The organism is Micromonospora zhanjiangensis, assembly GCF_042650605.1.
In the GTDB taxonomy this organism is placed as follows: Bacteria; Actinomycetota; Actinomycetes; order Mycobacteriales; family Micromonosporaceae; genus Micromonospora_J; species Micromonospora_J zhanjiangensis.
Window position 1 is genome coordinate 131,325 of sequence record NZ_JBHSBN010000004.1, and the last position, 22,788, is coordinate 154,112.

General features: G+C 72.9%; 24 protein-coding genes. 13 read left to right on the forward strand and 11 right to left on the reverse strand.

From position 1 onward, the window contains the following. Positions 1-13 precede the first annotated feature (13 nt). Positions 14-721, reverse strand: a complete 708-nt coding sequence (trmB, locus tag ACFOX0_RS08305; RefSeq protein ID WP_377543557.1) for a tRNA (guanosine(46)-N7)-methyltransferase TrmB — start codon at positions 719-721, stop codon at positions 14-16. A gap of 268 nt (positions 722-989) precedes the next feature. Between trmB and ACFOX0_RS08310 the strand changes: the two genes are divergently transcribed. Both ACFOX0_RS08310 and ACFOX0_RS08315 read left to right on the forward strand, forming a co-directional pair. Beyond that, positions 990-1,535, forward strand: coding sequence for a hypothetical protein (locus ACFOX0_RS08310; protein WP_377543273.1), 546 nt, complete (start codon positions 990-992; stop codon positions 1,533-1,535). A 7-nt stretch (positions 1,536-1,542) separates the two neighbouring features. Continuing rightward, positions 1,543-2,367: a class F sortase gene (locus ACFOX0_RS08315; RefSeq protein ID WP_377543275.1), complete on the forward strand. Its 825-nt coding sequence runs from the start codon at positions 1,543-1,545 to the stop codon at positions 2,365-2,367. 32 nt (positions 2,368-2,399) lie between these two features. On the opposite strand, the gene ACFOX0_RS08320 is transcribed toward ACFOX0_RS08315, so the two are convergent. Next, positions 2,400-2,624 carry a GntR family transcriptional regulator gene (locus tag ACFOX0_RS08320; RefSeq protein WP_377543277.1) on the reverse strand — a complete coding sequence of 75 codons (225 nt, stop codon included), beginning with the start codon at positions 2,622-2,624 and terminating at the stop codon, positions 2,400-2,402. A 321-nt stretch (positions 2,625-2,945) separates the two neighbouring features. Between ACFOX0_RS08320 and ACFOX0_RS08325 the strand changes: the two genes are divergently transcribed. Then, positions 2,946-3,194 carry a hypothetical protein gene (locus tag ACFOX0_RS08325; RefSeq protein WP_377543559.1) on the forward strand — a complete coding sequence of 83 codons (249 nt, stop codon included), beginning with the start codon at positions 2,946-2,948 and terminating at the stop codon, positions 3,192-3,194. A gap of 16 nt (positions 3,195-3,210) precedes the next feature. Here ACFOX0_RS08325 and ACFOX0_RS08330 read toward each other — a convergent pair whose 3' ends face one another. The 4 genes from ACFOX0_RS08330 to ACFOX0_RS08345 all read right to left on the reverse strand — a co-directional run bounded on the left by ACFOX0_RS08330 (position 3,211) and on the right by ACFOX0_RS08345 (position 5,939). Then, positions 3,211-3,540, reverse strand: a complete 330-nt coding sequence (locus ACFOX0_RS08330) for an antibiotic biosynthesis monooxygenase family protein (protein ID WP_377543278.1) — start codon at positions 3,538-3,540, stop codon at positions 3,211-3,213. 191 nt (positions 3,541-3,731) lie between these two features. After that, positions 3,732-3,929: a hypothetical protein gene (locus tag ACFOX0_RS08335; RefSeq protein WP_377543280.1), complete on the reverse strand. Its 198-nt coding sequence runs from the start codon at positions 3,927-3,929 to the stop codon at positions 3,732-3,734. A 149-nt stretch (positions 3,930-4,078) separates the two neighbouring features. Further along, positions 4,079-4,855 carry an exodeoxyribonuclease III gene (locus ACFOX0_RS08340; protein ID WP_377543281.1) on the reverse strand — a complete coding sequence of 259 codons (777 nt, stop codon included), beginning with the start codon at positions 4,853-4,855 and terminating at the stop codon, positions 4,079-4,081. A 163-nt stretch (positions 4,856-5,018) separates the two neighbouring features. Beyond that, positions 5,019-5,939, reverse strand: coding sequence for a proteasome assembly chaperone family protein (locus ACFOX0_RS08345; protein WP_377543282.1), 921 nt, complete (start codon positions 5,937-5,939; stop codon positions 5,019-5,021). Between the two features lie 206 nt (positions 5,940-6,145). Between ACFOX0_RS08345 and ACFOX0_RS08350 the strand changes: the two genes are divergently transcribed. Together ACFOX0_RS08350 and ACFOX0_RS08355 are read left to right on the forward strand one after the other, a co-directional pair. Further along, positions 6,146-6,295 carry a hypothetical protein gene (locus tag ACFOX0_RS08350; RefSeq protein WP_377543283.1) on the forward strand — a complete coding sequence of 50 codons (150 nt, stop codon included), beginning with the start codon at positions 6,146-6,148 and terminating at the stop codon, positions 6,293-6,295. Positions 6,296-6,678: 383 nt separating this feature from the next. After that, positions 6,679-7,317, forward strand: a complete 639-nt coding sequence (locus tag ACFOX0_RS08355) for an EcsC family protein (RefSeq protein ID WP_377543561.1) — start codon at positions 6,679-6,681, stop codon at positions 7,315-7,317. A gap of 28 nt (positions 7,318-7,345) precedes the next feature. Here ACFOX0_RS08355 and ACFOX0_RS08360 read toward each other — a convergent pair whose 3' ends face one another. After that, on the reverse strand, positions 7,346-8,200 hold the full coding sequence (locus ACFOX0_RS08360) for a GDSL-type esterase/lipase family protein (protein WP_377543284.1): 855 nt from the start codon (positions 8,198-8,200) through the stop codon (positions 7,346-7,348). Positions 8,201-8,446: 246 nt separating this feature from the next. On the opposite strand from ACFOX0_RS08360, the gene ACFOX0_RS08365 reads away from it, so the two are divergent. The 5 genes from ACFOX0_RS08365 (at position 8,447) to ACFOX0_RS08385 (ending at position 13,018) form a co-directional block, all read left to right on the forward strand. Then, positions 8,447-8,716 (forward strand): DUF6343 family protein, encoded by a 270-nt coding sequence (locus ACFOX0_RS08365; protein ID WP_377543285.1) that lies wholly within the window; start codon positions 8,447-8,449, stop codon positions 8,714-8,716. Between the two features lie 16 nt (positions 8,717-8,732). After that, positions 8,733-10,145 (forward strand): NADP-dependent succinic semialdehyde dehydrogenase, encoded by a 1,413-nt coding sequence (locus tag ACFOX0_RS08370; protein ID WP_377543287.1) that lies wholly within the window; start codon positions 8,733-8,735, stop codon positions 10,143-10,145. A gap of 148 nt (positions 10,146-10,293) precedes the next feature. After that, the gene (locus ACFOX0_RS08375; protein WP_377543288.1) at positions 10,294-11,868 is read left to right on the forward strand and encodes a Na+/H+ antiporter; all 1,575 of its coding nucleotides are present in this window, start codon (positions 10,294-10,296) and stop codon (positions 11,866-11,868) included. Beyond that, positions 11,865-12,122: a UBP-type zinc finger domain-containing protein gene (locus tag ACFOX0_RS08380; protein ID WP_377543290.1), complete on the forward strand. Its 258-nt coding sequence runs from the start codon at positions 11,865-11,867 to the stop codon at positions 12,120-12,122. The genes ACFOX0_RS08375 and ACFOX0_RS08380 overlap by 4 nt, the downstream gene beginning before the upstream one ends. 170 nt (positions 12,123-12,292) lie before the next feature. Then, the gene (locus ACFOX0_RS08385) at positions 12,293-13,018 is read left to right on the forward strand and encodes a PP2C family protein-serine/threonine phosphatase (protein WP_377543291.1); all 726 of its coding nucleotides are present in this window, start codon (positions 12,293-12,295) and stop codon (positions 13,016-13,018) included. On the opposite strand, the gene ACFOX0_RS08390 is transcribed toward ACFOX0_RS08385, so the two are convergent. Then, positions 13,019-15,649: an ATP-dependent RNA helicase gene (locus ACFOX0_RS08390; protein ID WP_377543292.1), complete on the reverse strand. Its 2,631-nt coding sequence runs from the start codon at positions 15,647-15,649 to the stop codon at positions 13,019-13,021. Positions 15,650-15,757: 108 nt separating this feature from the next. Then, positions 15,758-16,588, reverse strand: a complete 831-nt coding sequence (locus ACFOX0_RS08395; RefSeq protein ID WP_377543293.1) for a SigB/SigF/SigG family RNA polymerase sigma factor — start codon at positions 16,586-16,588, stop codon at positions 15,758-15,760. A 323-nt stretch (positions 16,589-16,911) separates the two neighbouring features. On the opposite strand from ACFOX0_RS08395, the gene ACFOX0_RS08400 reads away from it, so the two are divergent. Beyond that, the gene (locus ACFOX0_RS08400; RefSeq protein WP_377543294.1) at positions 16,912-18,045 is read left to right on the forward strand and encodes a protein-L-isoaspartate O-methyltransferase family protein; all 1,134 of its coding nucleotides are present in this window, start codon (positions 16,912-16,914) and stop codon (positions 18,043-18,045) included. Positions 18,046-18,069: 24 nt separating this feature from the next. Here the strand turns inward: ACFOX0_RS08400 and ACFOX0_RS08405 are convergent, their stop codons facing one another. Both ACFOX0_RS08405 and ACFOX0_RS08410 read right to left on the reverse strand, forming a co-directional pair. After that, complete coding sequence (locus ACFOX0_RS08405) at positions 18,070-19,659, reverse strand: phospholipase D family protein (RefSeq protein WP_377543295.1); 1,590 nt, start codon at positions 19,657-19,659, stop codon at positions 18,070-18,072. A 336-nt stretch (positions 19,660-19,995) separates the two neighbouring features. Continuing rightward, entirely contained in the window at positions 19,996-20,982 is a 987-nt protein-coding gene (locus ACFOX0_RS08410; protein ID WP_377543297.1) for a pirin family protein, read from the reverse strand. Between the two features lie 174 nt (positions 20,983-21,156). Between ACFOX0_RS08410 and ACFOX0_RS08415 the strand changes: the two genes are divergently transcribed. Together ACFOX0_RS08415 and ACFOX0_RS08420 are read left to right on the forward strand one after the other, a co-directional pair. Next, positions 21,157-21,750 (forward strand): DUF1684 domain-containing protein, encoded by a 594-nt coding sequence (locus ACFOX0_RS08415; protein ID WP_377543298.1) that lies wholly within the window; start codon positions 21,157-21,159, stop codon positions 21,748-21,750. Positions 21,751-21,811: 61 nt separating this feature from the next. Then, positions 21,812-22,732 carry a recombinase family protein gene (locus ACFOX0_RS08420; RefSeq protein WP_377543299.1) on the forward strand — a complete coding sequence of 307 codons (921 nt, stop codon included), beginning with the start codon at positions 21,812-21,814 and terminating at the stop codon, positions 22,730-22,732. The last annotated feature ends 56 nt before the right edge of the window (positions 22,733-22,788 follow it).

The following is a 22,788-nucleotide window of genomic DNA, read 5'->3' on the forward strand; positions in this document are numbered from 1 at the left end:
GCGGCGGGTCCGCTCAGCGGCGGTGGAAGATCAGGTCGAAGACGGTCCGACCGGCGGTCAGCGCGCGTCGCTCGAACTTGGTGACCGGTCGGTGCCCCGGCCGTGGGGCGAACCCGGGGTACGCGTTGACCAGCTCCGGATCGGCCGTCAGCGTCGTCCGCATCGCCTCGGCGTACTCGGCCCAGTCGGTGGCGCAGTGCAGGGTGCCGCTCGGGACGAGCCGGGAGCGCAGCAACGCCACGTGCGACGGCTGGATCAGGCGCCGCTTGTGGTGGCGGGCCTTGGGCCACGGGTCCGGGAAGTAGGCGTGCACCGCGGCCAGGCTCGCGGCCGGCAACAGGCCGCGGACCAGGGTGAGCGCGTCCCCCTGGGCGATCCGGACATTCTCCAGGCCCCGCCGCTCGACCAGGGCCAGCAGATTGGCGATTCCGGGCGTGTGCACCTCGACCGCGAGATAGTTTCGGGTCGGGTCCGCGGCGGCCATCGCCGCGGTCGCGTCGCCCATGCCCGAACCGATCTCCAACACCACGGGCGCCGGGCGGTCGAACAGGCCGGCCGGATCGACCGGTACGGGAGCCGACGCGCCGGGGACGGTGTCCGGTTCGTCGGGGACGGTTGCCGGTTCGTCGGGGACGGTGATGCCGTACCGGGGCCAGAGCCGGTCCAACGCGTCCAGGTGCCGACCGCTGAGTCGGCCGCGGCGCGGGTGGAATGTCCGGATTCCCGCCGGATGCCGGAGCGGCGTACCGCTTGGCGCGAGGTCGGTCGGCTTCGCGCGACCCGGCGCGGCGTCGGGGGGCGCGGCGTCGGTCGGCTTCGCGCGGCTCGGCGCGGTGCGGTTCCGGTCGAAGGAGGTCACAGCGGGACGAGCCTACGTGAGCACCGGATTCAACCGGGTGTGCTCTGCGTCTCAGGATGAGATGATCCGGGTAAGGCACTGCCGGCGCGTCCGGTGACCCCGCCGCTCGCGCCAGGAGGGGGGAGGCACCGTGTCGACGCAATCTCGTACCACCCGGGGGGTCGCCGGTCTGGGACTCGCCGCGGTCGTCGGCCTCGGCGGGGCGCTGCTCGGTCCCGTTCCGGCCCGCGCGTCCGACGTCTTCGTGCAGGTGAACCCGAGCACCGTCCAGGCCGGCTTCCTGGCCGGCATCCGGGCCAGTTGTGTCGACAACTCGAAACCGGCCACGGTCGAGTCCACCGCCTTCGGCCGGGTCACCGCGCAGCCCCAGGACGGGGTGCTGACCGCGGCCGCCCTGGTCCCCGAGGACACCAAGCCCGGCACGTACCGGGTGAAGTTGAGCTGCCCGGACGGCAAGAGCGCCGCGACCAACCTGGTCGTGGTCGCCGCCGGCCGGCCCACCCGCGGCCCGGCGACCGGCTTCGGCGGCACCGCCGGCCAGGGCCCGCCGGGTGGCTGGCTGGTCACCGGCGGGATCGCCGCGACCGTCGCGGGCCTGCTGCTCGCGCTGGTCGCCCTGCGCCGGCGACCCCAGCCGGTCGCGGTCCGCGCGCCGCGCCGCGGGTACGGGCGCTGAGTGACCGATGACCTCCGCGCAGACCTCGTCCCCCGCGCAGGCGGGACGCCGACCTCGCACCGGCGCCACCCGGGCAGGAGACCAGCCGCCGACCGGGCCGTTCCGGGTGGGTGCCGTCGCTCCGCCGGTGCCGGGCCGGGGCCACCGGTCGGCGGGCCTGCCGACCCGCCCGCACCGGCGTGCGGGCCTGCCGGGCCGGTGGACGGACCGCCGGTCGGACCGGCGGCCACGCTGGATCGGACCGCTCGCCGTGGTCCTGCTGCTGTTCGGGATCTTCGCCACCGGCGCGGGACTCGGCCAGTCGGCCGCCCCGTGGACCTGGCTGAGCGGCGGCGACAAGGAGCCACCCCGGTCGTTCCCGGTGCTGAAGCCGAGCATCCCGATCCGGCTGGCGGTCAAGTCCATCGGCGTACAGGCGCCGGTGATGAAGGTGGGCCTGGCCGACGACGGCTCGATCGCCGTACCCGAGCTGGCGAAGCACAACCAGGCCGGCTGGTACGACCGCGGTCCCACCCCGGGCCAGTTCGGTCCGGCGATCATCGTCGGGCACGCCGACACGAAGACCGGCCCGTCGGTCTTCCACGACCTGGTCAAGTTGCGCCCCGGGGCCCGGATCGAGATCACCCGGGAGGACCGGTCCACGGCCATCTTCGAGGTCAACTCGGTCGAACAGTTCGACAAGGGCAAGCTGCCGATCGAGCGGGTGTACGGCGACTACAGCCGGCCGGTGCTACGCCTGATCACCTGCGGCGGGCAGTGGCGCGGCGGCAGCATCGGCTACGCCGACAACGTGATCGCCTTCGCCTCCCTGGTCAGCTCCCGCAAACCCTGACGATCTGATGGCGGCAAGGCCCCTTGTACGTCCTAGCTGGTTTCCGCCACGTAGATGCCCTTGCCCTGCCGGCCGATCACCAGGCGCCGGTCGTGCAGCAGGCCGAAGGCGCGATTAACGGTCGCCAACGACACGTGGTACTGGTCGGCGAGTTCTGAGGTGGAGGGCAGCTTCTCGCCGGGCTTCATCTCGCCGGACCGGATCTTGCCTTCGATCTCGTTGGCGATCCGCCGGTACTCGGCTTGTTCGTAGGGCACGGACTTGAGTCTAGGTACGCAATAAGCACAAGATCTAACATATGTCAAGGCATGACTTAAGTCAAAGTAAGACGTAAGTTGCTTGGTGTCGAACTCAACGAGGGGAGGGAACGTGCCGAAGCGAGGTAGGTACGGTCTGGGTCACCGACCGCGGAGGAGCCTGTTCCGGTTCTGGCGTGGGCCGTCGTGCTCCTGCGGATGGCCCTACTACCAGTCTTGCCCGAATGTCCGCCTCATGAGCAGGCCACGATGGGCCGTCGAGAAGACGGAGGACTTCCGTGGACTGTACGACCCGTGGCACAACCAGAGGTGGCACGGCTGATGCGGTTCCCGGCTCCCGGGGACCTGATCTACCTCGACCGGTCCGCGAGCGTGCAGTTCGTCAACCCGTTTTGGCTTCGACTCATCAGGGTTCGCCGCGACTGGATCACCTATGACGGGTGGGTGTGGCTCGACGGTTACGAACTTGACGGTGACGGAGAGGCGGTCCAACGTCGGTCCGTCTTCGTACAGACCTCCGGGTTGCGGATCGGCAAGCCGGGGGCGCGGACGGCAAGACGGCCGCCGTGACTGCGATGGGGCTGGTTTAGCCGAGTTCGGCCAGCGGGACGACCTCGAACTCCAGCAGGGTCGCGCCGGTGGACACCGGCTTCGGCCGCTCACCACCGCCGTGCGCTTCGCCGCCCTGGCCGTGTGCCGCGCGGGCCGGTCCGGCGGCCCACGCCCGGTACGCCTCCTCGGTCTCCCACTTCGTGTAGACGAAGTACCGCGTCTCCCCGGCGACGGGCCGCAGCAACTCGAAGCCGAGAAACCCCGGCGTGCCGTCCACCGCGCCCATCCGGGCGGCGAACCGCCGTTCCAGTTCGGTGCCGGCGCCGGCTGGGACCTCGATCGCGTTGATCTTCACGACTGCCATGCCCTCCACCCTATGCACCGCCCGCCCGAACCGTCGCGCCGCCCGCCGACCGCCGACCGCCGACCGCTGGCCGCTGGCCGCTGGCCGCTGGCCGCTGGCCGCTGGCCGCTGGCCGCTGGCCGCGAGTTTGTGCGCATCCGGTGCTGCTGGGACCGCACTGGATGCGCACAAACCCGCGGTGGACCGCGCACTCAGCCGACGGCCAGGCGATAGATCTGCCGGGAACCGCCTTCCGGCCCGGGGTCCGTCGCCTCGCCGGGGGTGAAGCCGAGGCGTTCATAGAAGACGCGCGCGCCGCTGGCGGCGGCGCCGGGATGGTCGGCGCAGAAGGTGACCACCTCGATGCCGCCCGGCCCTCGGACGAATCGGTGGATCGCGTCGGTCAGCAACTGTCCCGGTCCCACGCCGCTCTGACGATCACCGGTCGATCCTGCCCCGCCCCACCGGCCCGCGCTACCCGGTGCTGGTGGCAGGTTGGGAACATCTGTTGTCGTTCCCGCGACGACAACTGTTCACGGCCTGACGAAGCCCTCCCGGCTCATTCTGAAATATCGACCACGATGGGGGCGTGGTCGGAGGGGCTCTTGCCCTTGCGGGCCTCGCGGTCGACGTACGCGGCGGTGACGCGGTCGGCGAAGTCCTCGGTGGCGTACACCAGGTCGATCCGCATGCCCTTGTTCTGGTGGAACATGCCGGCCCGGTAGTCCCAGTAGGTGAACGGGTGCGGACCCTTCATCGGGGTGGGCACCACGTCCCGCAGCCCCAGCGCCCGCAACCGCGCCAACGCGTCCCGTTCGGCGGGCGTGACGTGCGTCGAGCCGACGAACAGGGCGGGGTCCCAGACGTCGGCGTCGGTCGGGGCCACGTTGAAGTCGCCGCAGACCACCAGCGGCGCGCCGGCCCGCAGCTCGTCACCGAGCGCCGTGCGCAGCGCCGCCAGCCAGTCGAGCTTGTAGCGGTAGTGCGGCGAGTCGGTGGTCCGGCCGTTCGGCACGTAGATCGACCACACCCGGGTCCCGGCGCAGGTGGCGGAGATGGACCTGGCCTCCGGCTCCGGGAAGCCGGGTTCGTCGGTGAACCCGACGCGTACGTCGTCGAGCCCCACCCGGGACAGGATGGCCACCCCGTTCCACCGGCCGTCGCTGTGGCTGGCCACCTGGTAGCCCAACGCACCGACCTCGGTGACCGGGAACGCGCCGTCCGGGCACTTCGTCTCCTGCAGGCAGAGTACGTCGGGTCCGGTCTCGGCGAGCCAGGGCAGCAGCCGGGGGAGTCGGGCCTTCACCGAGTTGACGTTCCAGGTAGCCAGACGCATCCGTCCAGCCTGCCGCATCCGGGCCGGCGCCGCCCAGCCGGCCGCGCCGCCCAGCCGGCCGCGTCGGGAAGCCGGGTCGGGACCTGCCCGGGCCTGACGGCCGTGCGGCCGCGACCTGCCCGGGAACCGGCCGCCGGGCCGATGGCGTCCGCGCCGGCCCGCGTTACGCGCCGGGCTGCTCCCCGGGGCGGCTCTGCTCGGCCAGGAACCGCTCCAACTCGGCGCCCAGCTCGTCCGCGGTGGGCAGCGGACCGGCCGGCCGGGCCAGCAGACTGTTGTCACCGCGACCGCGGGTGAACGCGTCGTACTGCTCCTCCAGGGCGTGCACCAGCGCACCGGCCTCGTCGGTCTGCTCGACCTGCCGGTCGATGTCGGTGCGTACCCGCTCGGCCGCGGACCGCAGCTCGTCCGACGGCAGCAGCAGACCGGTGGCCCGGGACACCGACGACAGCAGCAGTTCGGCGGCGGCCGGGTACTCGGCCTGCGCCACGTAGTGCGGTACGTGGACGGCGAAGCCCATGGCGTCCCGGCCGCGCTCGCCGAGCCGGTACTCCAGCAGGTGTCCGGCGCTGCCCGGCACCTCGACCCGTTGCAGCCACGGCTCGTAGCCGGTGATCAGCTCGGACCGGGTGGCGTGTGCGGTCACCCCGGTCGGCCGGGTGTGCGGCACCGCCATCGGGATCGAGTTCAGCCCGACGGTCAGCCGCACCTCGAGCCGGTCGATGAGGTTGATCACAGCGGCGGTGAACCGTTCCCACTGCACGTCCGGTTCCGGGCCGCTGAGCATCAGGAAGGGCGTTCCCGAGTCGTCGGTGAGCTGGTGCAGCTCCAGCCGGGGCTCGGCGTACTCCGCCCAGTGGTCTTCCACGAACACCATCGTGGGCCGCCGGGACCGGTAGTCGATCAGCTGGTCGGCGTCGAAGCTGGCGATCAGCCGGCTCTCCAGCGAGGTACGCAGGTGCTCGCGGGCCAGTCGGGTGGCGTTGCCCGCGTCGACGAAGCCGGTCAGCGCCTGGATCAGCACGGGTTGACCGAGGTCGGGCGGGGAGTCGATGACGTCATAGAGCTCGTTCGGGTCGAGCACCGGTCGAAACCTCCTCAAACTGGCGACGGAGCGGCTCCCTGCCGAGGGCGCCCCTCCGTCAGGGGAACGCTGCCACCATCTTCGTCCATTCCGTCCGGCCGGGATTGACCCGGCCGGGCATCATGGATTCCCGGGCAGGTGGGACGGCTCTGGTGTGGCGGACCGCTGATACGGGTAGCAATCCGACAGCCGACGAGAGGATCGACATGTCGACCATCACCCAACGGATCAGCTCCTTTCTGCGGTCCCCCCGCGGACAACAACTGGTCGACCGGGGCCGGCGCGAGTTGGCCAAGCCGACCACCCAACGTAAGCTCCGCGAGCTGGCGACCCGGCTGTCCGGGCGGCGCCGCTGAGCACGGCACCGCACCGCACTGGCGTCCCGACGACCCCCGGAGCCCGCCTCGTGACCGAACCCATCTCGCCGGTCGATGAGCCCACCGCCGCCGTTCCCCGCCCGGCGGACCCGGCGGTCCCCGCACCGACCGCGTCCGCCGACGAGGCGGGAGCTCCGTCGCCGGTGAGCGCCGCAGACGAACGGCCTCCGGTCGGCGCGCCGATGGCCGCGAACGAACGGGTTCCGGACGCCGCCGGCTCGGCCCCCATCGGCGACCCGGCCGGGGCCGCTGCGGCGGCCCCCGCGGAGCGGGCGACGGCCGGCGACGCGACCTCCGCCGGTGAGGTGGCGACCGCCGACGAGGTGGCCGCCGCGGCGCCGCCGCCGGGCCTGTGGGAGCGGATGAAACAGGACCCGCAGTACGCGCCGGAGCACCTGGCCCTGGAGGCGGTACACCGGCTCGGCCCGGAGGCGGCGGCGTGGGCCGACCGGGTCCGTACCGGGCAACCCGACCTCGGCCCCGAGGAACTGGCCGACCTGGCGGTCCGGAAGTTCGTCAACCTGGCCCGGCTCTCCGGTGCGGTGTCCGGCGCGGCCGGCCTGGCCGGGGCGGTGGTCGACGTCGGCGTCCTGGCCTGGACCCAGGCCCGCCTGGTGCTGCACATCGCCGCCGCCTACGGCGTCGACCCGACCCACCCGGACCGGGCCACCGACCTGTTGGTGTTGCAGAAGGTGCACAAGGTGGCGGAGAGCGCCCGGTTGGCGCTGGGAGTGGCCCAGGGGCGGGAACGGGCCGCCGCGCTGCTGGCCCGCCCCAACACGCCACTGCGGCAGGCGCTGCTGCGGCTCAGCGTGAAACTGGCGCAGATGGCCGGGATCCGGGCCGCAAAGCGGATCTTCGCCAAGGTGGTGCCGGGTGCCGCGGTGATCCTGGGCGCCTGGGCGAACTCGTCGGCCACCACCGATCTGGCCCGGCGGGCCCGGGACCACTACCGCCGGCCGGCGTTGACCGCCGTGCCGGGCCAACGCCGCACCGACTGACCCGCCGTACCCCGCCGTATCCCGGCGCTCATCCGGACAGTCCGGACGCCGACCAGGCCACCTCGGCCAGCCGGTTCTGCCCGGCCACGTTGGGGTGGAAGAAGTCCAGGCTGTTCACCAGGTCCAGGCCGACCGCCGTACGGTGCACGGCCCCGCCGTCGGACCGGCACCGCGACCCGTACGCCCGGCAGGCCGCCGCGATCTGGTCGTTGTACGCGTCGACCCGGTCGGCGAACCTGGCCCGCCGACGGACGTCCGCCTCGGCGGTGGAGGTGGGGTTGGCCAGCAGGGCCGGACAGACGCCGCGCGACCAGACCCGGGCGGTCACCGCGTTGCCGTGACCCGCCTCCCACAACCGGTTGAGGTCCGGCACGCTCACCATCAGCAGCCGGGCGGTGGGTCGGCCCTGTTTCAGCACCGCCAACGCCCGGTCGACGTCGGCCCGGAACGCGGCCACCTCGGTCATCGCGTCGATCCCGCCCCGGCAGGCGTCGTTCGCGCCGATCAGGACGGTGACGTAGTCGGCCCCGGCCCGTACCGCCGCCGCGGCCTGGTCGGGCAGCGCCGCCGCCCGGGCGCCGGGGCTCGCCTCGTTGCGGGTACTGATGGAGGCGTTCGGCCGGGCGGCTCTCAGCCGCCGGTAGAGGCTGTTCACCCGCGGACCGTCCCCGGTGGACCACGAGTTGCGGGCGCAGGAGGCCAGGGCGAGGCAGGAACCGAAGCCGGTGGTGATCGAGTCGCCGAGGGCGGCGACGGTCATCGCCTGCGCGGGCCGGGTCGGGGTCGGCGTCCGTCCCGGCCGGCCGGCGCCGCCGGACCCCTCGCAGGCGAGCCCGACCAGAGCGAGTACGGCGACCGTGGCGGTGATCCAACGGCGAGGCATGCGACTCTCCGGGCTGGGCGGAACGCGATGGCGCGGTAACTCTACGCTGTTGGCGGCGGACCCGGAACGGCCGCGCCGCCGATCCGTCACCGGGCAGACGCAGCCGCGCAGGCCGGTCCGTCGTAGGCCGGTCCGTCGTAGGCCGGGCACAGCCGGGCCGCGACCCGTCGATGATCCCGACGGGCCGATCATGGGCTGATCCGGCCGGTCAGGTTAGCGGCGGCGCAGGCCGGGTAGTTCGACCGGATGGCAGCTAAACCGCAACCTCGCGGGGCGAAAGGGACGGTCGGGCATCCGTACAGCGCGTTGAACCTGCGGCTGGTGCTGGCGACGTTCGGGCTGGTGGTCTCGTTGGTCCTCGGCGTCCTGGCGGCCCGGGCGCACCACCCGGTGCCGGCCGGGATCCTGTTCCTGCTCGCCGTGGTGGCCGCCGTCGACCTGGTGGTCGTGCAGCGCCGCCGGGCCGCCCGCCGCCGGGAGGAGCCCCCGGGTAGCCGGCACTCACTCTTCGAGTGACAGGAGCTGGAGAAGCATGTCGATCGCCACCGTCAACCCCGCCACCGGACAGACCGAGAAGACCTTCGACCCGCACTCGGACGAGCAGATCGACGCCGCCATCGGCCGGGCCGCGGACGGGCACCGGGCGCTGCGGGCGGTCTCCGTCACCGAGCGCGCCGGTTGGATGAAGGCCGCCGCGGACCTGCTGGAGGCCGACCGGGACGACATCGCCCGGACCATGACCACCGAGATGGGCAAGACCCACGCGGCCGCGAAGGCCGAGGTGACGAAGTGCGCCGCCGCGGCCCGCTTCTACGCCGACAACGCCGCCGACTTCCTCGCCGACGAGCCGGCCGACGCGGGCGCTGTGAACGCCGTCCGGGCATTCACCCGGTACCAGCCGCTCGGGCCGGTGCTGGCGGTGATGCCGTGGAACTTCCCGCTCTGGCAGGTCATGCGGTTCGCCGCACCCGCCCTGATGGCCGGCAACGTCGGGCTGCTCAAGCACGCCTCGAACGTGCCGCAGACCGCGCTGTACCTGGCCGACCTGTTCCACCGCGCGGGCTTTCCCACCGGCTCGTTCGAGACCTTGCTGATCGGGTCCGAGCAGGTCGAACGGGTGTTGACCGACCGGCGGGTACGGGCCGCCACGCTGACCGGCAGCGAGACCGCCGGCCGGGCCATCGCCCAGATCGCCGGCCGGGAACTGAAGAAGATGGTGCTGGAACTCGGCGGCAGCGACCCGTTCGTGGTGATGCCGTCGGCGAGCCTGGACCGGGCCGCGGAGGTCGCCACCACGGCCCGCTGCCAGAACAACGGCCAGTCCTGCATCGCCGCCAAGCGGTTCATCGTGCACGCGGACGTCTACGACGAGTTCACCGAGGCGTTCGTGGCCCGGATGTCGGCGTTGCGGGTGGGCGATCCGATGGACGCCGACACCGACGTCGGGCCACTGGCCAGCGAACACGGGCGGGCCGACGTCGAGGAGCAGGTGGCCGACGCGGTGGACAGGGGCGCGCGGGTGCTCTGCGGCGGGCAACGCCCGGACCGGCCCGGCTGGTGGTACCCGCCGACCGTGGTGGCCGACCTGACGCCGCAGATGCGGATGTGGTCGGAGGAGGTCTTCGGCCCGGTCGCCGGGCTGTACCGGGTGTCGTCCTACGCCGAGGCCGTCGAGGTGGCCAACGGCACCGCCTTCGGGCTGGGCTCGAACGCCTGGACCCGGGACCCGGACGAGCAGGAGCGGTTCGCCACCGACCTGGACGCCGGCAGCGTGTTCGTGAACGGGATGACCACGTCGTACCCGGAGTTGCCGTTCGGCGGGGTGAAGAACTCGGGCCACGGCCGGGAGCTGTCGGCCTGGGGGATGCGCGAGTTCTGCAACATCAAGACCGTCTGGGTGGGCGAGGGCGCGGCCACCGCCGGGGCCGGCGCGCACGCCGAGTAGACCGGGGTGCGCGGCCGGCGGCCGCTGGGAGCGCCCGACAGGGTCAGTCCGGCTACCGGAATGCGGGCCAGTGCTCCGGCCTTCAGGCCGGGGGTGAAGGCCCGCGCGGGTGACCGTGACCCGCGGGCCAGCTTCTAGGCTGTGGCCCATGCACGGGTTGACCGACGTCGTTGTACTGCTGGCGGTCGCGGTGCTGGGCGCCGCGCTCGCCCGGCGCCTCGGCCTGCTCTCGCCCATCCTGCTGGTCGTGGTGGGCCTGGCGTTGTCGTTCGTGCCCGGCTTCCTCGACGTACGCCTGGAGCCGGACCTGGTCCTGGTCGGCATCCTCCCGCCGCTGCTCTACGTCGCGGCGCTGGAGACGTCGGTGCCGGCCTTCCGGCACAACCTGCGGCCGATCCTGCTGCTGGCGGTCGGGCTGGTGCTGTTCACGGCGGTGGCGGTGGGCTTCGTCGTGCACGCGTTGCTGCCCGGCGTCCCGCTGGCGATCTGCCTGGCCCTCGGCGCGGTCGTCGCCCCGCCGGACGCGGTGGCGGCGACCGCGGTGGCCCGCCGGATCGGGCTGCCCCGCCGGGTGGTCACCATCCTGGAGGGGGAGAGCCTGGTCAACGACGCGACCGCGCTGGTGCTGCTGCGGGTCACCAGCGCCGCGGCGATCGGCTCGGCCGCCGGGGTCGGCAGCATCGGCCGGGAGGTGCTGGTGGCCACCGGCGGGGGGATCGCCGTCGGGCTGCTCGGCATGCTGGTCTTCGGCTTCCTGCACAAGAAGACCACCGACCCGCTCATCGACAACGCGCTGTCGTTGATCACGCCGTTCGCCGTGGTGCTGCTCGCCGAGTCGTTCCACGCCTCCGGGGTGGTCGCCGTGGTGGTCGCCGGCCTCGGCCTCGGCCACAAGCTGCCGGTGCTGATGTCGGCCGCCTCCCGGTTGCAGATGGGCGCGTTCTGGCGGCTGGTCAAGTTCCTGCTGGAAGGACTCGTGTTCCTGCTGGTCGGGCTGCAACTGCGGGACGTGCTCACCGGGCTGGACACTCCGGGCGGGACGATCGTGCTGGCCACCGCCGCCGTGCTCGGCACCATCGTGCTGGCCCGGTTCGTCTGGATGTATCCGGCCACCTACCTGGAACGGCTGGTCCCGCGGGTGCGTCGCCGCGACCCCGCCCCGGATCCGCGGGTCCCGACCATCATCGCCTGGGCCGGCATGCGGGGCGTGGTCACCCTGGCCGCCGCGCTGGCCCTGCCGCTGACCCTGGCCGGCGGGACGACGTACCCTCGCGAGTTGTTCGTCTGGCTCGCGTTCGCGGTCATCGTGGCGACCCTGGTGCTGCAGGGCGCGACCCTGCCCACGACGGCCCGCCGGTTGCGGCTGCCCGGTGACGACGCGGTCCAGGACGCGCTGGCCGAGGCCGAGGTGCAGCAGCGGGCCGGCCGGGCCGCCCGGGAGCGGCTGGAGGAACTCGCCGCCGACGCGCCGGAGTCGGTGGTCAAGCGGCTGCGCCGGCTGGTCGAGGACCGGACCAACTCGGCCTGGGAACGACTCGGCGGCGACCGGCAGGAGACCCCTTCGCAGGCGTACGGTCGGGTGCGGCAGGAAATGATCGACGCCGAACGGGAGGTGTTCCGGGCCGCCCGGGACCAGGGGCGGATTCCCGAGGAGGCGCTGGTCCGCGCCTACCGTGATCTTGATCTCGAAGAGTCGCTGCTACGACGCCGGAGTGAGGAATGAGCTGCGTTCACCTGACCGAGGCCGGGACGGCCGAACCGTCGACCACCGGGGAATGCCCCGACTGCGTGGCCGTCGGCGCCACCGACTGGGTGCACCTGCGGTCGTGCCTGACCTGCGGCTACGTCGGGTGCTGCGACTCGTCGCCCCGACAGCACGCCACCGCCCACTTCCGCGAGACCGGGCACCCGGTGATCCGGTCGATCCAGCCCGGTGAGTCGTGGCGCTGGTGTTTCACCGACGAGGAGATCGGCTGACCGGCCGCCGGGCGCTGCGTGCCCGGCCCGGTTGCCGTACGGTGTTCTCCGGGTGGGAACCCCGGTCGCCCACGTGATCGGGGACAGACCTGTCGGAAGATCACTTCAGCTTTCCCATCCGGGGTGATCTAGTAGAGACAACCTGGTCCGGTGATGGCAGGCTGCGTGCCATGACTCTGAAGCTGCGTTCCGCGGCGGTGAGCGACCGTGGCCTGGTCCGGAGCGGGAACCAGGACTCGGTGCACGCCGGCCCCTGGCTGATCGCGGTGGCCGACGGCATGGGCGGCATGGCCGCGGGGGACCTCGCCAGCGCCATCACCATCGAGGCGATCGCCGGGCTCGACGTGCCGACCCCGGACGACGCGCTGGTGGTGGCCCTGCAGGGGGCGATCGAGGTGGCCAGCACCCGGATCCGGGAGGCGGTCGAGGAGGACGGCAGCCGGCAGGGGATGGGCACCACCCTGACCGCTCTGCTCTTTTCCGGCACCGGCACCTGCGCCGCCCTGGCCCACATCGGCGACTCCCGGGCCTACCTGCTGCGCGACGGCGCCCTCACCCAGATCACCCGGGACGACACGTTCGTGCAGTTGCTGGTCGACCAGGGTGTGATCACCCCCGAGCAGGCCAGCAGCCATCCGCGCCGGGCGGTGGTCACCCAGGCGCTGCAGGGCGACACGGTGAACACCGCCTTCAACACGGTGGTGCCCCGCGCCGGGGACCGGTGGCTGCTGTGCAGCGACGGACTGTCCAACGTGGTCCGTGCCGACACCCTCGCCGAGGTGCTGACCGGCAACCCGGACCTCGACGCGTGCGCACGTCGGCTGATCGACCTCGCGCTGCGCGCCGGTGGCCCGGACAACGTCACCGTCGTGGTGGCCGACGTGGTCGACGACTGACTAACTTCGGCGGGGGCGTACCTGGCGGGTGGGTGGGGCGGTGGTCGGGTCCTCCGGCCACGGGTGCCGGGGATAGCGGCCGCGCAGTTCGGCGCGTACCTGGCCGTAGCCGGTCCGCCAGAACGACGCGAGGTCGGCGGTCACCGCCACCGGCCGACCGGCGGGGGAGAGCAGGTGCAGCAGGACGGTGACCCGGCCGTCGGCGATCCGTGGCGTGGCCGTCCAGCCGAAGGTCTCCTGCAGCTTCACCGGCAGCACCGGTGCCGTCGGGTCGGTGTAGTCCAGCCGGACCCGGGAGCCGCTGGGCACCGGCAGCCGCTCCGGTGCCAGCTCGTCCAGCCGGCCCGCCTCGGGCCACGGCAGCAGCCGCCGCAGCGCCGCCGTCACGTCGACCCGGCGCAGGTCGGCCCGGCGCCGGGCGGTCGCCAGTTCGGGACCGAGCCACCGGGTCGCGTCGGCCAGCAGCGCCTCGTCGGCGACGTCCGGCCACGGCTCGCCCAACGCCCGCCGGCAGAACGCCAGTCGGCGGCGGAGCGCCTCCGCCCCGGGCGTCCAGTCGAGCAGGCCGAGTCCCTCGGTGCGCAGTCCGTCGAGCAGGGCCGCGACGACCCGCTCCGGATCCGGCCGGGCGATCGGTCGGACGGTCAGCACGATCGCGCCGAGCCGCTCGACGTCGCGGGCCAGCACGTCACCGTCGGCCCAGTCGATCTCCCGCTCCCACCGCAGCAACGGTCCGCCGGCGGCGCGGGCGGTCGCCTCGTCGACGACCGCGGCCAACCGGATCCGGGCCGCGCCGCGGCCGGGTGGCCGGTCCGCCCCGGCCACGGCCAGCCAGGGGGAGTCGAACAGCGGCGAACCGGACGACAGGTCGGCCGCGGTGCCCCCGGCCATCAGGTAGGACCCGGCCCCGGGCTGCCGCAGCCGGGCCAGCCGTTCCGGGTAGGCCAGCCCGACCAGCAGACCGGCGGCCAGATCGTCCGGGACCGGAGCGCCCGGCTCCGTACCGTCGGGGGTGGGGTGGTCGGTGGCCGGGCCGTCCAGGGCCGGGCGGTCGGTGGCCGGGCCGGGCGGGTGGCCGGGGGCCGGGTCCGTCCCGGCCGGTGTGCCGGCGCGGTCGGGCGCGGGTCGCCGGTCGACCGCGTCGCGCAACCGGCGGACCTCGGTGCGCCAGCGGGCGGTGGCGGCCGGGTCGACGCCCGCGCGCAACCGCCGCCAGCCGGCGACCAGGTCGTCGTCCCGGCCGATGGACTCCTCGGCCAACAGGGCCACCACCTCGGCGGCCCGGTCGACGCCCAACGGGGCGAGGCCGTCGAGCAGCGCCCGGGCCAGCCGGGGATGCGTACCGATCCGGGCGATCGCCCGGCCCCGGCCGGTCACCCGGCCGGCCGGGTCCAGCGCGCCGAGGGCGGTCAGGGTGGTCCGGGCGACCCGCAGGGCGGCGTCCGGCGGCGGTTCGGGCAACGCGAGCCCGGCACCGTCCGCGCTGCCCCAGCAGGCCAACTGGAGCGCGAACGAGGTCAGGTCCGCCCCGGCGATCTCCGGTTCCGGGTACGCCGGCAACCGCTCGTGGGTGGCCTCGGCCCAGCACCGGTACACCCAACCGGGCGCCTCCCGGCCGGCCCGCCCGGCCCGTTGGGCGGCCGCCGCCCGGGACACCGGCACGGTGGCCAGACTGCCCAGTCCACGGGCCAGGTCGAGGCGGGGCACCCGGCTCAGGCCGGCGTCCACCACCACCCGTACGCCGGGGACGGTGAGGCTGCTCTCGGCGACCGCGGTGGCCAGCACCACCCGGCGCCGGGGTCCGGGACGCAGGGCGGCGTCCTGCTCGCGGCCCGGTTGCCGGCCGTGCAGCGGCAGCAGGTCGATCCGGGCACGCAGGTCCGCGAGCCGCCCGGCGACGGCGGCGATCTCACCGGCGCCGGGAAGGAAGACCAACAGGTCGCCGTCCCGTTCGGACACCGCCCGTCGGACGGTGTCGGCGACGTGGTCGAGCAGCCGGGGATCCACCCGTGGGCCGTTCGGCGGCGGCACCGGCCGGGCCGGCGGTGCCCAGGACACGCCGACCGGGTGCAGCGCCGACTCGGCGGCGACCACCGGTGCGGGGCCCTCCTCGTCGCCGAGCAGCGCCGCGAAGCGGTCGGCCTCGACGGTCGCCGACATCGCGAGCAGCCGCAGGTCGGGCCGTAGGGCGGCGCGGGCCTCGACCGTGAAGGCGAGCGCCAGGTCCGAGTCGAGATGCCGCTCGTGGCACTCGTCGAGCAGCACGGCGCCGACGCCGGCCAGCTCGGGATCGCGCTGCAACCGCTGCACCAGCAGGCCGGTGGTGACCACCTCGACCCGGGTCCGCGGCCCGGTGCGCCGGTCGCCGCGTACCGCGTAGCCGATCCGTTCGCCGGTTCGCTCGCCGAGTAGGGCGGCCATCCGGTGGGCTGCGGCCCGGGCGGCCACCCGGCGGGGCTGTGCGACGACGACCCGGCCGGTGACCCACTCGGCGACGGCCAGCGGGGCCAGGCTGGTCTTACCGGTCCCCGGCGGCGCCACCAGGACGGCGGCACCACGTCGGCGCAACGCCGCGGTGACCGCCGGCAGCACATGGCGAACCGGGAGGTCGACGTCGATCTCGGGGTGCACCCGGCAAGTGTGGCAGAGCACGACACGACGGCCGGACCCGTCTGGGGTGGGTCCGGCCGTCGTCCGTCGAGCGGCCGACGGCACGCGGGGCGCCGTCGGCCGGGTCGGTCAGTACGTCTCGCCGAGCTGCCCACGCAGCTTGGTCAGCGCCCGGGCCAGCAGCCGGGACACGTGCATCTGGGAGACGCCGATCTGCTCCGCGATCTGCGACTGGGTGAGGTTGCCGTAGAAGCGGAGGGTGAGGATCTTCTGCTCGCGCTCGTCGAGCGTGGCGAGCGCCGGGCCGAGGGCGACCCGCAGCTCGGCGAGTTCGAACTCGCCGTCCTCGCTGCCGAGCATGTCACCCAGTTCGGTGGCCCGCTCGCCGTCGCCGGTCGGGGTGGACAGCGACACCGCGTTGTAGGCGCGGGCACCCTCCAGGCCCTCCAGGACCTCTTCCTCGGTGAGCTTCAGGTGGGCGGCGATGTCGGCGACCGTCGGCGACCGGCCGAGGCTCTGCAGCAGCGAGCTGTTGGCCTCGGAGATGGCCAGCCGCAGCTCCTGCAGCCGGCGGGGCACCCGGATGTCCCAGGTGCGGTCCCGGAAGTGCCGCTTGAGCTCGCCGATGATGGTCGGGATCGCGTACCCGGCGAAGTCGACGCCGCGGGCCGGGTCGAACTTGTCGACGGCCTTGATCAGGCCGATCGCGGCGGTCTGCACCAGGTCGTCGGACGGCTCGCCCCGGCCGCTGTAGCGGTGGGCCAGGTGCTGGGCCAGCGGGAGCCAGGCCTCGATCGCCTTCTCCCGCAGCGCCGCCCGCGACGGGTGCTGCGCGGGCAGCGCCGCCATCGCCTGCAGGAGGTCGGTGGCGCTGTCGTTGAGTCGGCGCGGATCGAGCTCGACGTCCGCCGGCCGGGTGGCCGTGGCGGTGGTGGCCTGCTCAGTCGTTGACGCGGTCATGGTGGTCCTCCCTGCACCTCGTCCGCGGATGAAGGACAAAGTTCGAAGATGGAAGTGCGTATGTGTTTGGTCGGTCGTTCAGGGCAAACCTTAACCCGATTGGTTTGCCAAAAGCTAGCCGAACGGCTGATGGATAAATGTCGCGTCGAGCCGGCTATGCGACAAATCGGGCGCAGTTTGTGGGTCCTCGGGGGGTTTGGCGCGCGCGATGCCGGCCGGAAGCGTGGTCTGCGCCACTCGGACCCGCCGGGCGGCGGGCCCTCCCGGCGCCCGGCCGCCGGGCATACCGTGGGTGGCATGAGCCGACCGGGAGAGACCGCCGGATGACCGGACGGTCGGACGTGGGCGCGGTCGCGGACCTGCGCCACCGGTACGTCGAGCAGCTCCGGCGGGCCGGCGTGCTGGACCGGCCCGGGCTGGCCGAGGCGTTCGCCCACGTCCCACGTGAGCTGTTCCTGGCGGACGGCTTCCACGGCCGGGACGGGGCCCGCACCACCGCCACCGACCCGGCCTTCCTGCCCGCCGTCTACAGCGACGAGGCACTGGTCACCAAGCTGCGCGACGGGACGCCGGTCAGCTCGTCCAGCCAACCGTCGCTGATGGCGACCATGATCGACGCGCTCGACCCGGTGCCCGGCGCCCGGGTGCTGGAGATCGGCGCCGGGACCGGCTACAACGCGGCGCTGCTGGCGACCCTGGGTGCCGTGGTCACCAGCCTGGACGTACAGCCGGACGTGGTGGCGCGGGCGGGCGCGGCGCTGACCCGGGCCGGCCTCGACCGGGTCCGCGTCCGGCTCGCGGACGGCTACCTCGGCGACCCGGCCGGCGCGCCGTACGACCGGGTGGTCGTCACGGTCGGCGTGGCCGGCATCTCCCCGCACTGGCTCGACCAGCTGACCCCCGACGGCTTCGCGCTGGTGCCGACCGCCCACGCGGGCAACCACCCGGTGCTGGCCGTGCGGTGGGGACGGGACGGTCGGGTCACCGGCCGGGTGGTCACCCCGGCCGGGTTCATGACCGCCGCCGGTCCGCTGTCGGCCCGCTACCCCGGCGCGCACCCGGAACCGCTGCGGGACCGGGCCCTGCCCGAACCGACGGTGCGGCATCCGGCGGTCTGGCAGCCGGCGCTCGGCGTGCACCGCTACCACGACCTGTGGTTCGCCGCCGGGGTCTGGGACCGGCGGATCAGCTACGCGCCGCTGCCGGGCGCCGGCGCGGCGGGCGGCTGCGCCCTGCTCGGCGCGGCCGGCGACGGCGCGGCCGTCATCACCACCGACGGCGCGGTGCTGGGCTGCGGCCCCCAGGCCGGCCGGTACGCGGACGACGCGCTCGCCCTGCGGGACCGGTGGATCGCCGAGGGCGACCCGCGGGCGGAGCGGTGGAGGACCGAACTGACCCTGGCCGGCGACCCGGAGCAGCCGATCTGGGTGCCCCACCGGTGGTACCGCGCCGACTGACGACGGCGACCGGCGACCGGGCGGTCAGAAGGTGTGGCGCAGCCGGTCCCGGACCGGCCGCCCGTCCGGGTCGTAGATCAACCGGTACGCCGGTACGGCCCACAGCCGGGTGAGCAGCGGCAGCCGCTCCGGCCGGTGCGGGCGCAGTCGGCCCGGCGGACGGGCACCGGTCCGGCCGTTGTCGTGCCACTCCTGCACCGCGGCGGCCGCCGCGGTGATCGCCTCGACCGCGCTCGCCGGATCGATCAGACCGGCGTCCTCGCTGCCGTCCGGGGCCCGGTCGAGGTGCTCGCGCCACAGCCGCAGCCGCAGGTCGCGGGGGAAGAACCGGGCGCCGTCGCCGAGTCCGACCGGGTCCCGCGGCTCCCGTTCGTCGCGGGTGTCGTCCAGGACCGCGCAGGACAGCTCGCTGTCGTGGGTCCACGACCGACGGTTGAAGTTGTCGCTGCCGACGCTGGCCCACACGTCGTCCACCACGCAGACCTTGGCGTGGACGTACACCGGGGTCCCCCGGTGGTTCTCCACGTCGAAGACGTGCACCCGGTCGCCGCCGGCCCGCAGGCACAGCTCCAGCGCCTGCGCGCGGCCGACCTGGTTCGGCGGCAGGGCGAACGCGCCGTCGACATCCGGATGACGCGGCACCACGGCGACCAGATGCAGGTCCGGGTTGGCCCGCAGGGCCTCCGCGAACAGGTTCGCCACCTCCTTGGACCACAGGTACTGGTCCTCGACGTAGATCAGCCGGCGGGCCCGGCGAATCGCCTTGAGGTAGCCGCGGGCGATGGTGCGCTCGCCGTCCGGCGCGAAGCTGTAGCGGGGGCGTACCGCCGGGTAGGTGCGTAACACCTGGATGCGGTGCGGACCGCAGACCGGCGGGTCCGCCGGCCGATCCGGCAGCGGGTCGGGGCTCAGGTCCGCCCCGGACAACCGGTCCCGCGCGTACGCCATCGGATTCTCCGAGTCCAACGGCATCGGATCGGTCCAGCGCTCGCGGAACAGGATGTCCAGCGCACCCACCACCGGGCCGCGCAGCGCCAACTGGACGTCGTGCCAGGGCGGGTGGTCGCCGTACCGGGGGGACATGTTGACCGGCTGCGGATCACCCCCGTGCTCGGCGTCGTCCCGGCGGCTGTGACACAGGTCGATCCCACCGGCGAAGGCGATGTCCCGCTCCGGCTCCCCCGGATGTCGCAGCACGACGAGCTTCTGGTGGTGCGAACCACCGCGGCGGACCCGCTGGTCGAGCAGCACCTCGCCGCCCGCCGCCCGGACCCGCTCGCTGAGGTTGCGGTTCTCCTCCTCGCTGAACGCCAGCTTGTCCAGGTGCGACCGCCAGATCAGGCCCTTCACCAGCACGCCGCGTTCGGCCGCCCGGCAGAGCAACTCGGCGGTGGTCGGCCCGTCGGGGCGCAGCCGCTGGTCCGGGTCGCCCCGCCAGTCGGTGAAGAAGAGGTGGTCGCCGGGCCGGAGCGCCTCGACCTCGGTCACCAGCCGGTCGAAGTACGTGGCGCCGTGAATCAGGGGCTCGACGTGGTTTCCCTCGGTCCAGACGGGTAATTCCGAGACCGGGTTGCTGCGTTCCGGTGCGGTGAGGAACCAGTCCTCCGTCGCCATCAGCAGCCCCCAAAGTTTCGAAAACACCCCAACGCGTATCCCGCACGCCGGGGCCGCCGCAACCGGAAGCGGCGAATCACCAGGTCGATACGGGGTGCCCAGAACGCGAGGGTCGAAAACAGGTCGGGGAGGCCGGGATGACGAGCGAGCAGAATCGGGACCAGGCGGTCGAGGGCGAGCGGGGGATCATGATGGCGATGCTGCTCATGGTCGTGCTCGGGGTCGCCGGGATCATCGTGGCGTCCACCTGACCGTCGCCGGGCACCGGCACCGGGCGGTGGGGCACGGCGTACCGGTTCGCCGCCGGCCCGTGGTGCGGGCCGGCGACGACGACGGTCAGACCGGCTGTTGCCCGTCGGTGTGCGGGAGCCGCTCGGCCGGGATCACGCCGAGCCGGCCCGCCTGGTAGTCCTCGAACGCCTGCAGCAGCTCGTCGCGGGTGTTCATCACGAACGGACCGTAGTGCGCGACCGGTTCCCGGATCGGCTGCCCACCCATGATGTAGAGATCCAGCGCGGGCGTGTGTGGGTCCTGCCGGGCGTCGGCGGAGAACCGGAGCGCGTCGCCCGGACCGTGCACCGCGAGCTGGCCCGTGTGCACCGGCCGGCGGTCGGTGCCGACCGTGCCACGTCCGCCCAGGACGTAGACCAGCGCGTTGAAGTCGGGCCGCCAGGGCAGGTCCACCCGGGCACCCGGCTGCACGGTGACGTGCGCGATGGTGATCGGCGTGTGCGTCGAGCCCGGCCCCTGGTGCCCGTCGACCGCACCGGCGATCACCCGGATCAGCGCGCCGCCGTCCGGCGTGGTCAACAGGGCCGACTCCCGGCCCCGGATGTCCTGGTAGCGCGGCGGGTTCATCTTGGCCACCCGGGGCAGGTTCACCCAGAGCTGCAGGCCGTGGAAAAGCCCGCCGCTGACCACCAGGTGCTCCGGTGGCGCCTCGATGTGCAACAGGCCGCTGCCGGCCGTCATCCACTGGGTGTCGCCGTTGGTGATGGTGCCACCGCCACCGTTCGAGTCCTGGTGGTCGAAGATCCCGTCGATGATGTAGGTCACCGTCTCGAAGCCACGGTGCGGGTGCCAGGCCGTACCCTTTGGCTCGCCCGGGGCGTAGTCGACCTCGCCCATCTGGTCCAGGTGGATGAACGGGTCGAGCTCGTGCATCGGTACGCCGGCGAAGGCCCGACGGACCGGGAAGCCCTCGCCCTCGAAGCCGCTCGGCGCGGTGACCAGCCGGCGTACCGGCCGGAAGGCGGTGCTGGTCTCGTCCAGCCGGTCCAGGCGCGGCAGGACGAGGATGTCGTCCACGGTGACGGCGGGCATGGCGTCGCTCCTCGGCGGTAGGTGTCGGGTCGGAACCATCAACCCGTCCCCATGAACCCCGTAACCCCTACCGCTATTCCTGCCCCCACCTGCGCTCCTTCCCGTCAGCGCCGCCCCGCGGTGGATGCGGGTCCTCGTCGGCGGCGGGGTGGGGGAGCGGTTAGCGTGGGCGCGGTGGACGAGCTTGAGGTGTTGGACTGGCGGGAACGGGTGGCGCGGCTGTATCTGTCCGACGGCGGGGTGGCCGAGTTCCGGGCGGAGCGGGACCGACTGTTCGCCGAGCACCCGCAGTCGCCGATCCCGCCCCGGGAGCGGGCGGCCTTCACCGGGCTGCGGTACTTCCCGCCCGATCCGGAGGCGGTCGTGACGGTGCCACTGCGGCCCGCCGAGGGGACGGAGAGCATCGACACCGGCGGCCCGGACGGGGTCGTGCGCTACCGCCGGGTGGCGGTGGCCGAGACACCGTGGGGGCCGCTGACCCTGTGGTGGATCGAGGCGTACGGCGGTGGGCTGTTCGTCCCGTTCCGGGACGGCTCCTGCGGCCGGGAGTCGTACGGCGGCGGCCGCTACCTCACCGACACCGTGAAGGGCACCTTCGGCCGTGGCCTGACCGTGCTGCCCGACGGCCGGGCGCGGCTGGACTTCAACTACGGGTACAACCCATCGTGCGCATTCGATTATCAATACGCGTGCCCCCTGGCGCCCCCAGAGAACTGGCTCAAGGCCCCCATCCGGGCCGGGGAGCAGGCTTACCGCATGGAGGATTGAGTTTCTAGCCGAACGGCGCGCCGTCTGACGGGTGTTGTTGAATGGTCGTCGAGTGCCGCGTATGTCGATGCATGCGCGCACCGTTGGCGTGGTCCGCCTGTCCCGTCACAGCAAGCGGGCCGATGACCCGTCTACGTCCCCTGAGCGGCAACGGAGGCTGATTGAGAGTGACCGAGGGCTCACCATCATTGGCTGGGCGGAAGACCTCGGGGTGTCTGCCGCCAAGGTTCCCCCGTGGGAACGCCCGGAGCTGGGGGAGTGGCTGCGCCGGCCGGAAGACTTTGACACGTTGGCGTTCTGGAAGCTTGACCGTCTGGTTCGGTCGGTTGGCGACTTTGCCGAGATGGTGAAGTGGGCCAAGGGTAAGCCGAACAATACCGGGTTGCCTCCCGTTGACCGGCCCAAAAACCTTGTTAGCATTACTGACAAGATTGATCTCAACTCGCCTATGGGGCGGGCTATGGCCGGCATGATTGCCGTTTTCGCGGAGCTTGAAGCGGACATCATCAAAGAGCGTGTAAACGATGCGCGTACGGAAATGTACGCGGCCGGCCGTTGGCCCGGCGGGCGATACCCGTACGGTTACCGCCCGGTGAAGCTGGAAACCGGCGGTTGGGAATTGAAGATAGATGAGGAAGCCAGGGATGTTGTTGTTGAGCTTGTAGACCGGGTCATCGCCGGTGAACCGGCCTATGCCGTGCAACTCGATTTTCAGCGGCGGAAGATAGCCACTCCAAAGGGCGGGAAGGCGGGGTGGGTTAGCGTCAATGTGGGCCAGATGTTGCGTTCCCGTGCGCTGCTCGGAGAAGCTACCTATAAATCGGTTACGAGTTCTGAAGGTATTCCGATAGACCCGGTGCGCGCCGACCCCCTGATTAGTCATGAGCGATGGAATGCGCTACAGGAAGTGCTAGCGGGCAACGGCAAGCGGGACCGTTCCACCGGGGCGAGCATGCTTCTTGATGCAATGCCGTTCAGTTAAGGCATCAGTGCTGGTCAGCGCGGTGGGCTGACGAGGGGTCGACGGGCCGGTACCGT

Coding starts and splice junctions, on each gene's coding strand:
- ACFOX0_RS08405 (WP_377543295.1), bottom strand. CDS start 19,659: ATGGCGACGGAGGACTGGTTCCTCACCGCACCGGAACGCAGCAACCCG.
- ACFOX0_RS08365 (WP_377543285.1), top strand. CDS start 8,447: ATGGCAGCTAAACCGCAACCTCGCGGGGCGAAAGGGACGGTCGGGCAT.
- ACFOX0_RS08370 (WP_377543287.1), top strand. CDS start 8,733: ATGTCGATCGCCACCGTCAACCCCGCCACCGGACAGACCGAGAAGACC.
- ACFOX0_RS08340 (WP_377543281.1), bottom strand. CDS start 4,855: ATGCGTCTGGCTACCTGGAACGTCAACTCGGTGAAGGCCCGACTCCCC.
- ACFOX0_RS08400 (WP_377543294.1), top strand. CDS start 16,912: ATGACCGGACGGTCGGACGTGGGCGCGGTCGCGGACCTGCGCCACCGG.
- ACFOX0_RS08375 (WP_377543288.1), top strand. CDS start 10,294: ATGCACGGGTTGACCGACGTCGTTGTACTGCTGGCGGTCGCGGTGCTG.
- ACFOX0_RS08395 (WP_377543293.1), bottom strand. CDS start 16,588: ATGACCGCGTCAACGACTGAGCAGGCCACCACCGCCACGGCCACCCGG.
- ACFOX0_RS08315 (WP_377543275.1), top strand. CDS start 1,543: ATGACCTCCGCGCAGACCTCGTCCCCCGCGCAGGCGGGACGCCGACCT.
- ACFOX0_RS08325 (WP_377543559.1), top strand. CDS start 2,946: ATGCGGTTCCCGGCTCCCGGGGACCTGATCTACCTCGACCGGTCCGCG.
- ACFOX0_RS08420 (WP_377543299.1), top strand. CDS start 21,812: ATGTCGATGCATGCGCGCACCGTTGGCGTGGTCCGCCTGTCCCGTCAC.
- ACFOX0_RS08360 (WP_377543284.1), bottom strand. CDS start 8,200: ATGCCTCGCCGTTGGATCACCGCCACGGTCGCCGTACTCGCTCTGGTC.
- ACFOX0_RS08350 (WP_377543283.1), top strand. CDS start 6,146: ATGTCGACCATCACCCAACGGATCAGCTCCTTTCTGCGGTCCCCCCGC.
- ACFOX0_RS08330 (WP_377543278.1), bottom strand. CDS start 3,540: ATGGCAGTCGTGAAGATCAACGCGATCGAGGTCCCAGCCGGCGCCGGC.
- ACFOX0_RS08355 (WP_377543561.1), top strand. CDS start 6,679: ATGAAACAGGACCCGCAGTACGCGCCGGAGCACCTGGCCCTGGAGGCG.
- ACFOX0_RS08410 (WP_377543297.1), bottom strand. CDS start 20,982: ATGCCCGCCGTCACCGTGGACGACATCCTCGTCCTGCCGCGCCTGGAC.
- ACFOX0_RS08380 (WP_377543290.1), top strand. CDS start 11,865: ATGAGCTGCGTTCACCTGACCGAGGCCGGGACGGCCGAACCGTCGACC.
- ACFOX0_RS08385 (WP_377543291.1), top strand. CDS start 12,293: ATGACTCTGAAGCTGCGTTCCGCGGCGGTGAGCGACCGTGGCCTGGTC.